Origin of the sequence: Lentibacillus salinarum (assembly GCF_042679865.1) — a bacterium.
Lineage (GTDB): Bacteria > Bacillota > Bacilli > Bacillales > Amphibacillaceae > Lentibacillus > Lentibacillus salinarum.
The window spans coordinates 1-12,021 of the sequence record NZ_JBHTNH010000055.1; the positions used below are offsets into that span (position 1 = coordinate 1).

Genomic DNA, 12,021 nt, shown 5'->3' on the forward strand with positions numbered 1-12,021 from the left:
CGCATGACCACTTTTTCGATATCCGTCCATACTTTCACCTCATAATTTAGTATGGACAAAAAAGATAGGGCTAAAAGCTGATACCGTCTAAAGACGGTGGAGTTAGACCACGCATTTGTAAGTTAAAACTACCCTTGCCTGGAACAAAAAAATTTGTAACAGAATTACTGTTGTTTAACTTTTTCATTTCTTCATACAACTCTTCAGGAGAATTAATTTTTTCATATATAACACTCCTCGAAAATTATTCCAGTACCAATCATTTGATGACAGAAGCATCCTGAAGGCTTCTCTTTTCAGTTAAATTTCTTCCAGTATACCAATAATACTGAAAATAACAAATAATAGACTCTATCTCTCCCCTTCCAAGAAAAAAATAAAAAAATTCCATCATCATGCCCCCTTTTCTCCTTTTCTTTCGATTATAGGGGTAGAAGGACCATACTCAAATTGTAAAGGAGCTATCACATGGACAAAAAACTGACGTTTGAAGAGATTTTCGAGCAAAACGAACGGCGGATTCATTACCAGATTCACAAGATGCACATCCACGATCCACATAAGGAATTCTTTCAAGAAGGATTGGTCGCGCTCTGGAATGCCTATGAAACCTATCAGCCGGACAAAGGCCCGATGGCAACGTACTTCAATTATACGATACGGAACCGCCTGATTGACCGCATGCGCCGCAACAACCGGCAACATGAGATCCAGCAAAAGGCCGCGCATGAACAAAAAACACAACTCACAGACGGTAATTACCACTGTTCTACAGATGGACCACGTTCAATCGCAGCCAATCAGTCCTTACCATTGAAAGACGCTAGTTTTTGGAAACATATCCAACCCCAGTTAACGGATAAACAATGGAAATGGGTTGATTACGCGATTATTCAGGAAGTGCCTTACAAAACAATCGCCAAACAGGAAAACACGACGGTTGAGGCGGTAAAGAGCTGGGGACGGCACGTGAAGAAAAAATTGAAAGATCCGCACTTCCGTGAATTGCTGTCGTTCGAAGGTTATGACGTATAACTTGCAGCCGCCCACAGTCAATATAAAAAAATATCGAATAAGGAGACATTCACATGAACTATTTAAAAGAGTTGAACGCATTTTATCAGCAAATTATTTTTAACCCGCTTTCGGGCTCGGCCGTTGCGCTCTGGAATACATTAATGCATTTCAACAATCTATCCGGCTGGCAGGAGACCTTTTCCGTCCCTGCCTCGGTCATTGAACTGAAATCCGGCATAAAAGGAACCTCCTTCAAACGTGCCCGAATCGAACTACAGGAAAAAGGATACATAACCGTCACATCCAGAGACGGCAATCAATCGGCCGTCTATCAAATGATTTCGCAAGTTAAACCAATGTACCAGGTTAACAGCACCCCACAAACCATAGAGATACAGCAGCCCGATCATTCAGAAACCCACTTACACGTTCAAACCATGCTGTCACAACCAGAGCAGCAATCGAACATAACAAAACAGGAAGCGGCAACGCCTTATACATATACCGACACCACCCAACAGCCCTTAGGTGAACCAACCGAGCAACAAATCGCAGGCCAACTTATGGACCACTTACAGGAAAACAACACGATCCATCGTACGAACCATGCACCGGACAACAATCCGGGCCGCAGTATGGACCAATCGGCGGCCGGGAATGTGAACCACAAAGCGGACCACAGTACGGCCCCATTAATTAAACAAAATAAAGACAAAAATGAAAATAAAGCAAAACATAACCCAACAACAACTACAACGTCAGATGCTATCCGTTTCTTCCAGGAAAATTTTGGCGTGGCCAGTTCCTATGTGGCCGATGATATCACCAACCGGGTCAATGACCTTGGGGACCCGCTTGTCCTTGATGCCATGAAACGTGCTCTGGAGCAAAATAAAGCCACCTGGCGCTATGTGAAAGGCATCCTTAAAGCATGGGCAAGGAAAGGCATAACGACCGTTGAACAAGCCGCAGCCGACGAAACAGCATTCCGCAACCGGCAAAATTCTAAATCGACTCAATCTGCCGCGACCACAGATGACGTTGTGCCCGAATGGTTCAACGAGCGAAAACGGAAACAGGCATTGGACAAGAAACGAAAACAGCATGAGGGTCCCAAGGTTATGAGCGATGCGGAAGAAGAAGAGTTTGAGAAATTATTGGCGGAATATAATATCAAAAAATCAGCAGCCCAGTGATTTTGACTGCTGGCTGTTATCCTTAGTCCGCCCGCTTCGTCCAGTCGAAGAGCTAATCTTGAGCACACGGCTAGGCGAATAGGTCCGATCGGTCTTGAACACGCGCTTATAGCTTGATTGAATATACTTTATGGAGGGGTGGACTCGAGCAATTAATATTAAAACAGCTGCCAGCATATACGTACCGACAGCTCAGAGTCATTAGGGTGGCTAAATCGATTCTTTATAAAAAATCATACATGTCACTCATAAAATTGAGGTTATTTTGTTCCTAGCGTTAATTTAAACCGGAGGAACTGTCCTCCGCTTTTTTACTTCTCAATCTCAAATACGAATGGTTCAAAGTCAAGCTCATAATTAGAGGAGGATCCCTCGGCATGGAACGTCATCGTTTCGATCGATGGGTCAACTGCCGGGAAAGTTATCACACCTTCTGTTTCCACACCTGGAAGAATATCGGATTGTACTTCGGGTAAACCGGTATCATAGAAACTCTCTTCCTCCAATTGTTCATTATCGATTAATAGTCTGGAATTAAAACTGTAGAATGAGACCTCATCGTCTGTGTTGTTCGTGATCGTCACGTAAACGCGGGTCATGTTGTCGGCGAGTTCAATTTTCTCGACATCTATCACATAGCCGTGCTGATCCTGGCTTTTATCGACCTCAATAGTTTCAATGGCCGGTGAGACGGCTGTAACATAATCGACAACCTCCACTGATTCTGCCTTCACAGCCGGGGCATTTAATGTGCCGCCAAAAGCATTTTCACCTTGGAACTCATCGTGAATAACCCCGGACACGCGAACATAATCGTCGCTGGATACATCAAAATCAGAATCCGCCATTCCGACAATGACGTTTTGTTCCGCGTTCTCAGGATCAGCAAATACTTGCAGGTAGGTCCCGTCTTCATCACGTTCCGGCTGGACGAACACTTTCCCTGTAAACGTCACCTCGTAGCCTATATATGCCCCTGGATCGGAAAATACTTTATCAAACTCTTCAGGCTCAACCGTTCCTTTTATATCAGATACACCCTCACTGTCACTATCTTCCGTCTCTTCTGGCGCCTGGTCTTGACCACTGTCGGCACCGGCTGTTTCGCTGTCACTTTCCTCTCCTGCACATGCGGCCAAAATAAAGCCAAGCCCCATTAACATCACTATGATTAAACGTTTCATCTTTCATCTTCCCCCTTTGAAATGGTCTATGGCCATTTTAGCGCAAAGGGTATACAATAAAATGCACATCACATTTTATTGTTGTGACTGAAGGAATTGCCTTTCATAACTGGTTTTAAGTCAATGACGGCGATGGGGACACAAAATGACACCTGCCACCCACATAACATCCTCTCACATTTCACATGCATCTAGGAATATATGTTCATACTTTTATTTATAAAAAAAGCAGCCCGCTTTGGACTACACTAAGTTTATGCCTGACTGATCAACTTTTTGATCCTGTAAATATCCGTTTCATTGTCAAATGTTTTCTGGTTGAGCAAATCAATACCCGTTTTCATTTTTTCCATTTCTTCATTCATATTGTCTAACCGCTTGTTGACATCCTCAAACCGGCCATTCATCTCTTCTGCCATTTTATCAAATCGTTTAAGATTGAAAGCGATAGGGGGAGAGTGTAGCATGACGAACATCTTTTACTATAAGATCAACCTACTCTTTCGGATACCGGCTTTGATCTTTCTCCCGTATCTATTCAGACACTTCCACCGGTTCCACATGTTCAATCCGATTTAACTTTTTCAAACGCTCCCTGGTTAGTACGTTTACCGGATTGTCCGCGGCATAATCTTCAACATCCATATGCCACAACTTGACACAGCCCTGCTGGATAACTGTCCAAGAGCCGTTGAGCCATGCCTAGTACTGCATCGACTAAAGAAAAGCCCTGTAGAGCTCCCACTCCACAGGACTTATCAAAACTGCACACTCATATCTGTTTAACACAAACCCCAGCGGCCAACCCATGATTTGTCCGAATTGGGTGCCTGGTATCAAAAGTTACGGGGGACAGTGATCCACGTCCCTCTGTACCGTCTATTCAAGGCCCTTTAGCCATTGATCTTTTAGGTCGGGATGGTTATCAATAAATTTTTGTGCAGCATCTTCTTCATCCATACCATCCTTAATATCAACCATCATCGTTTGTGTTTCTTCTTTCGTAATTGAGAATTGTTCAAGGAACTTATATGCTGCTGGTGATTGTTCTTTAAAATCTTTTCCGGCGACGGAGAAAACATCATCCGGTTCGCCAAATGTTCCTTTCGGGTCATCGAGGATTTTTAAGTCAAATTCATTGAATGTCCAGTGTGGCGTCCACAACGTGACAACAATCGGTTCATTTTGATCGATTGCATCCGATAAAGCTGCGGACATAGCTGCACCGGAGCTTTCAAGCAGTTCCCAATTTTCATTCAAGCCGTATCCGGGCATGACGTCACTTTCCATCAGTTTCATTTCACCTGCTCCAGGACTGATGCCAGTGATTGTCCATTCCAGCTTTTCTCCAATATTATTCGTATTATTTGCCAAGTCTTCAATCGAATTAATATCCTCCATATATGCTGGAACGGTTAAACCAAGTTCCACTTTTTCGGTAACGGTGTTTATTTTTTCAAGGTCATCTTTATATTCCTCCCAGTAACTTCTGTGTGTTGTTGGGAGCCACGCACCAACAATCGCATTTGTTGACCCATCACTCAGACCAGTATATTCAACACCGACGTCTGTTTGGTTTATTTCGACGTCATAACCGATTTCTTCCAGCATTAGTTTTGCTACATATGTGTTTGATGTGTTGGACACGTAATCATCAGTTCCCAACGAAATGCTTTGTTCTCCGAGTTCTTTGTTGCCATTGGAATCGTCAGCATTGTTACTTTCATTTTCCTGATTACCATCATTATCATCGCCGCATGCTGCTAACATCATGCACACCAGGAAGATAACAACGATGCCTAAAAAACGGTATGTTTTCCACATATAAGTGTCTACAACTCCTTTTTTAAATTCGACAAGTATTATTATAAAAAAGGCGTATGGGAAAGCCAAGTTTCGTTTTGTTTTGTATTTGCGTGAATCTGGATATTCATCCATTTTATTAGTATATGGAATGCTTGTTCTTTAAATTTGTACATATTACTAAGCTCAACACCAAATATCTAAAGTTGACATCACTATTTTCGGCTACCATCGTACATTTTTTGCTTGCATTATTTTGGTGGAACAATTTCTCCTTCCACTAAAACCAGTGGGATATATAGGGCCCCTGTTCCCGTGGAATGATATAATTGTCCAGGAGTCTTGGACAAAAGTATTTCAAAAAATCGGGCATCTCCTCTGCATTCAATGTTTTATTCAAAATCATCATCCTTTATGAATCAATTATTGACGACGATTGTAACATAATGAGGTGTTATTTAATTCTGTTCGGATTGAAATATATGATTTCTCTAACAAATACTCGTCCACATTTTTATAGCTCATAGGAGTCAAATGCCCAGTCCCTGTACTGGAACATTTGCCCCTACTTGCTATAAAAATAAAACATTTACCTTATCCATCCGAAAACACAATATCAATCGTAAACGGATACCGCTCATAAACCTCTTCTGTCTGTTCATCTTCCAGCACCAAATAATATGTTTCACGTCTGTCATATACCATATCTTTAAAAACAAACTTTTCCCGGAAAGTCCGTTCACTTGGCTGCGCAGATGTACTGTCAGCAATCATGATATTTTCATTGGTCACACGCTCACCGGTTGCATCGGCAAAATAGAGTTTCAACCGTCGCGGCAGTTGTTTCTCTTCAACTCGGGACATTTGCAGAAAAGCTAAATACATAACCGGACTTGTCACTTTGCGTGCCGGCGTGGTCAATCTGACATCGACTTTCGATGCCTTATTTCTCGAAGACCTGCTGCGGTCGTTTTTAAACTCAACAACAGGCAAAACGACTTCCTGAGGCATTGCGCCTCCATGCACAAAGTTAGCACCGGGGCCGGGAATCGCAAACCGGCTATTTCCTTGTGGAACTGTAACAAAAAACTTATTTTCTTGACCAATCAGATAATCCATCGAATATGAGCGTGTTCCTTCCAATTCCGACCGTGTTTCCGTGATCAGAAATCTGCGTTTGGCCAATATCACTTCATCACTGCTTTGCGGCGTCTTTTGACTCCTGGCAAGTGCATCCCGTTGATAAAGAAATCCGTGATCTGCTGTGATTAAAATATTAGCCGCACTGAGATCCACCACAAGCCGGTTAACAAGCGATCGGATATCCTTTATGGCATCTTCTGCCGCTTCGAATACGTCATTCTTGGTCGCTGCGTTATCCCCGCGGGCATCAATCGTGTTGTGATAAACATAAATCACTTTTTTGCTCTGAAATGTCTCACGGAAAGATTGTCTGTTCATACCGATGACATCGTCAAATTGAACCGCCATGGAAGTCGAAACAGCCTGTTGCAATATATCGTCACGATCCGGCGTTCCTTCCGTATTGAGTCCATCCACCGTAACCGCTCTCTCTTTTGAGAAAGACATATGTCTATGCGGCAGAAGGGCAGCCATTCCGAATGCCGTATAGGACGGCAGAACGCCCTGGATTGCTGAAATGTTTGCCGAAGCTTTCCGTTCATTATTCAGTCGATCGGTCAATTCGTGGGCCACTTCATACCTCAGTGCATCCGAAATGATGACAAAGACGCGCTCATCACGCTCCCGGTATGGCTTTACCCAGTCCCGGTAAAAGTCTTGTTGCTGGGGGATGCCGTTTACAGGCCATTCTTGGTCATCAGATTGCTCGAGACTTCCTGCCCATTTCACAGCGAGTTCGTCCATAAACCTGTTTGCATACACATTTTCAATCATCTCGCGTAACTGGTATAAACGCTCTTTATGCTCAATCCGATCATAAGCGGCATAAAACTTTCTATATGCCGTATCAGCCTGATAGTAGTCACCTGCATACGTATGAAACATGTCAAAAACAGATTGTTCCGGAATGAAAGGCTCCCGTTCATGAACAAGCTGCAATAGTGTGATGGCCTGATGAAGCGCTTCATACTCATGTCTATATTCCGGATACCAGTGACGGGTCCGTCTTGTAGCAATCATGTCTTCATATGTATCAAAGTCTGTCACCTGATTGATCAGTTGAACGGCAATATAATCAATGATGCTTTCACCAAAAACCCGGAATCCATCCATTTGAACAATGTCCGTGACATCCCATTCTTTAGCATAATGACGGGCATTGACGACGTCTTCCATATGATCAGCCAGCGCATTGAAGACAGGCCGATCATCAACATGATTCATCCATTGATCCATAAAGACGATTGTATTGGCCGGCCTAGGGCTGATATATGCATGCCATGACTCCGGCACGTTACTGTTCGTATGATGTTGTGTGGTATAGGTCAGGATGAAAAATATGAGCAGTGACTGCAGCGATTTTTCCCGTAATGTATAGCCATAGTATTTCTCCGCCAGTTCCCAGAATTTATCGGCATCACCATATTTATCGATGGCCTCCCACACGCTGTCATCACCTTCGTGCCACTTCAGCATAAGTGTTCTGATAATGTCGTCCATTGTGTTAGTCCTGCTTTTTGTTAAAGCAGCCAGAACGGTTAAATCAACCGTCTCATGCGTGTACACATCAACCGGATATTTTCTAAACGCCTGCAGACGGCTTTTATTGTTGAAAAAGGCTTTATACCGTTTGAATGTTTCTCGCAGTGAATCGTCCGTTACCCCCAACTCCCGCATGATGACGGTGATTTTATCGGTGGCAAACTCAAAACCTGTCTTATAAATATCCAGTAGCCAGTCGTCACGCGGATTGGGTCTGGGCATATTGGCATAAAGCAAGAAATGGGATACCGGATCATTCTTTTCCAATTCGTATTTGGTCGCGAATAAATTGTTAGGGGTCACCTGCCACACCCGAATCCCCGGCAATTCGATGGTATCAATATTTTCCGCAAAGTCGCCTTCCTCATCGTACCAGAACACGACATGACGCTTTTTTCCGTTAGTCAGTTCTTTCTGGAAATAGTCATTTAGGATTCGGTGTATTTCGTTCAGATTCATTTGCTTAGCCTCCCATTAGGGGAACTTGAATTCTTGAATTCTTCTTGATTTTGCATCGAATATAATCTATACTGCAGTTAGATAATAAAAAGGGCTAATGGCAATCGACTAAGTTCGGTTAGGCGTTAGCTCTTTTTATTTACCATTAAGTCTGCAGTCAACTTTAAATTTTTGCCAGCACATTTGCTTTGAGCGGGCTCTTACCTTCACCCTGTGGGACCTCCACATTCTGGAACCTGGCATAATTGACTTTGACACCATCATCCAAGTCAAGATCGATCTGTTGATTAGCAACATGTGCAATCACCTGATCGTATTGCTGACACTCCAGCAGTTGTTTCTGCAGCTTTTCTTTCGCCTTTTTCGCTTTTGTTTTCTCCTGCTGCGGCACGTCGGATTCCATCAGCATGTCCATCCGGCCAATCTCTTCCTCATATTTGCGCTGCTGAGCATGCAAATATTGTGTTCTCACCTGCGAAACCAGGCCGGGTTCATAGCGGTGCAGATAAACCAAGGCCTTAAATCCATTTTCTTTTCCGCTGTCAAACAGCCAGTATATCGGCCGCTTCTGATAAATTTTGACATGGTCTTTGTAAAACTCTTTCAGGAAATAACGGCGGATACGCTCGCGGGACGTTTCATTAACTTTTCGTGTTAAAGCATCCGCAATAAAATCCAGATTTTCCTCCAGCGTTTCCTCGCCAAAAACCGTCTTCAAGATGGTGATAAAACGGCCGACAATATCATCTTCAAAATACACATCATCCGCAATCGGAATGACGTTATCCGGATCGGGCTGGAATGATTGATATTTGCTTGAATCGAATTCGCCGCCTGCATACGCCAGCCCTTCTTCATCAAGTGAGTAACGACCCAGCATCAAGCCGACCGTATACGAGATGAACGATTTCACATCCCGCTCCAAATCCGCGCGATTGACGGTGACTTCATCATCTTGCACTTCAGAAGTCAGTTCATCCTGGAGTCCATACAAGTCGATAAAAATCCGGTTCAACTCTTCTTCGTTTGATTTGAGGGTTTGGAAACGATGTTCAGCTTCCTGTTGCCAGTTTGCAAAAGCACCAGATATTTTTGTTGCACCTTGCTTGAACTCGATGAATGGGTGCGTTTTGTAATCCCATGACGTTTCGAAAGAGTCCCAGTCGGATTTGGAAATAAAGATATTTTCTTTTGATAAGGTAGATATGATTTGAGTTTGTTCATTGTTAGTTTCAACAAACACCATCTTTTCCATATCGCCTTTTTTGAAGTGAAATGTACTCATAATTAACTTACTCAAATGATTGAATAAATTGGAATTCATAAGCGCTAGAGTATAAATTGTTTTACCACCAATAAAATATGTGGGACCTGTAGTTTCAAATAATTGGTTTTCGGATGAATACCGTCCACTGAAACCTCCTGAGGTAACATCAGACCAAGTGATACCTTCTCTGAAGTAGTAATCTTCATTACTTAAGGAGGCTCTTTCAAAATCTCTAAGCTGTTGTCCATTATTTTCAAAGTTTACTACATATTCATTGTTACCATACCATTTTCTAAATCTGCCGCCCTTGTTAATAAAAAACCATTTAAGATTATTTATTTTGTCACCTATTTCATTTTTATTTACTTCATGCCAGAACCTCAGAAAGGTTTCATTACTGCCCGTTTTAAGTCCCTCTTTTGCAGTCCCAACATCTCCCAACTTCGGATTTTCGCTAAAAATTTTTAAGACTATATCGCTAGCCCAATAAGCAATTGGTGAACCTGGAATGTCATTAAAGGAATCTCCCGAGATTATAGAATATCGATTCTTAGTAACCGGAAACTCGTATGGCTTATCATTTAAAATGTCCTTGTATTCTACATACTGAAAAACACCCTGGTAATCTTCAATTTTTTTTCTAAAGATTGTTGCCGCTGTACCAAAAGCTATTCCCATAACCATGTTGGCCATATGAGTCATCCCGACAATAGAGTAATAATTAAGCAAATGTTTCCGATACTTTTTAAACGAAGATAGAAACATCCATGATTGCATTGTGACGTTTGCAAAAAGTCCTTCTTCTTTCGCGAATCCTTCTATACGCTCCATCATAGTTGCAAATAAATCACTTCTTGTATTTGGAAATCTCTTCTTTAGATATTTAGCTAACTTGGAGTTCATTCCACTACCACCCATATACGGTGGATTCGTCACTACAACATCATATTCCGCTGATAGAATTTCTGCTTGTTTTATCAAACTTTCAAAGACAGGAAGCGCATGGTCTTTAAAGTCCATTTCAAACATGTCGTTCTGATTACTTTCTTTCAATGCATTTACTCGTTCCTTTAGAGCACCGAGGTCAATCTCAGGAATCTCGATAATCGAGCCATACAGTTTGGCGTCCGTGAACGTATCCATCAAAGCTTGTACATCATTTCTCAAATCTGTATCGCCGACAAAAATATCAATATCCTGTTCAGTCAAATGGTTGCTTTCCTCGATCCAGCGCAGGTTCATCACAAACTGCTTTTCAAATAACCGGTAATTATAACTCCTTGCCTTCATCATGACAGCAAAATAAGCCATCTGCGCCGCCCGCGGGTCAATATCCATGCCGTACAGATTATTCTCGATAATGAGCTGCGGAATATCCTGCTCGCGATACCCTTGTGATTTGTACAATTCATAAAACACTTCAAATGCATAAACCAGAATATGACCAGAGCCCATGCATGGGTCGAAAAACGTGATTGATTCAGGTTTCAAACCTGGGTCTTTTAACGCCTCCAGCTGCTTCACCACATTTTCAGGCTGCTCGGCGCTTTCCAGATAATACGGAAGCTTTTCCTGTAATCCCTTATCAGGGTGGGACTCAAGCCACAGGCGGCCAAGTGAGTTATCGACCATATATTGTACAATCCAGCGTGGCGTAAACAGCTCCGTTGCCGCCGGTATATTTTCTTTCGTTATCTTTTTGTTTTTCTTCAGATCGGCAAATACTGCATCCTTCTTTTCTGATATATAGTACTGGTACAGCCAGCCGATGATCTCGACTTCCTGCAGCCAATCTGCTTCATCAATCATCGTCACCATATCGCGGATAACCGAGTTTTCAACGAGTAGATTATCCGGCAGAAGCAGCTCGGTATAATCTTCAATCTTCTCAAACATCATCGGCATGATCTCGCCAAGCTTGTTGCACTGCTTGATCAATATGTATTTGAACAAATCCTCATCATCATTAGCATCCTGCAGTTCATAAACTTTTTGTTCATTAAGGTCCAGATCGTCAGCGAGCATAAGCACTTCTGTCAGTGCATCAGGGTCGCGCTTACCTTCCTCAATTGAGGTGAAAATACGTATCCCTGTTGGCAGATAGTCATTCACTTCCATAAACCGCAGTGCGATAAAACGGTTGAACCAGGTATAGGCCACTTCCTCAATTACCTGATCATAACCCTTTTGGTTCACTTCCTGAATCAACTTTTCCCGTTGTTTGATTTGGTATTGTTTATAATACTTTTGGTTAATCATGAAACCGTCCTGGTAAATTTCCGCTTCTTTAATCGTATCTTTTGTGATACCCAGCTCAAACGCCTTTTGCGCTACGGCTTCCATCAGTTTATTCCTTGCCGAAACAGCGAATTTCCTGATTGCACCCTTATCCATCTTAATGCCTCCAAAT

7 protein-coding genes are annotated in these 12,021 nt (G+C 42.5%); 2 read left to right on the forward strand and 5 right to left on the reverse strand.

From position 1 onward, the window contains the following. Positions 1-468: 468 nt before the first annotated feature. Positions 469-1,035 carry a sigma-70 family RNA polymerase sigma factor gene (locus ACFQ4A_RS16975; protein ID WP_382402583.1) on the forward strand — a complete coding sequence of 189 codons (567 nt, stop codon included), beginning with the start codon at positions 469-471 and terminating at the stop codon, positions 1,033-1,035. 53 nt (positions 1,036-1,088) lie between these two features. Further along, entirely contained in the window at positions 1,089-2,213 is a 1,125-nt protein-coding gene (locus tag ACFQ4A_RS16980) for a DnaD domain-containing protein (RefSeq protein WP_382402584.1), read from the forward strand. 311 nt (positions 2,214-2,524) lie between these two features. Here the strand turns inward: ACFQ4A_RS16980 and ACFQ4A_RS16985 are convergent, their stop codons facing one another. The 5 genes from ACFQ4A_RS16985 to pglX form a co-directional block, all read right to left on the reverse strand. After that, entirely contained in the window at positions 2,525-3,397 is an 873-nt protein-coding gene (locus tag ACFQ4A_RS16985) for a DUF4352 domain-containing protein (protein ID WP_382402585.1), read from the reverse strand. Between the two features lie 254 nt (positions 3,398-3,651). Then, positions 3,652-3,816 (reverse strand): hypothetical protein, encoded by a 165-nt coding sequence (locus tag ACFQ4A_RS16990; protein WP_382402586.1) that lies wholly within the window; start codon positions 3,814-3,816, stop codon positions 3,652-3,654. Between the two features lie 460 nt (positions 3,817-4,276). Continuing rightward, positions 4,277-5,221 carry a glycine betaine ABC transporter substrate-binding protein gene (locus tag ACFQ4A_RS16995; RefSeq protein WP_382402587.1) on the reverse strand — a complete coding sequence of 315 codons (945 nt, stop codon included), beginning with the start codon at positions 5,219-5,221 and terminating at the stop codon, positions 4,277-4,279. Between the two features lie 573 nt (positions 5,222-5,794). Next, positions 5,795-8,344, reverse strand: a complete 2,550-nt coding sequence (gene pglZ, locus ACFQ4A_RS17000) for a BREX-1 system phosphatase PglZ type A (protein WP_382402588.1) — start codon at positions 8,342-8,344, stop codon at positions 5,795-5,797. Positions 8,345-8,507: 163 nt separating this feature from the next. After that, on the reverse strand, positions 8,508-12,005 hold the full coding sequence (gene pglX / locus ACFQ4A_RS17005; RefSeq protein WP_382402589.1) for a BREX-1 system adenine-specific DNA-methyltransferase PglX: 3,498 nt from the start codon (positions 12,003-12,005) through the stop codon (positions 8,508-8,510). Between the last annotated feature and the right edge of the window lie 16 nt (positions 12,006-12,021).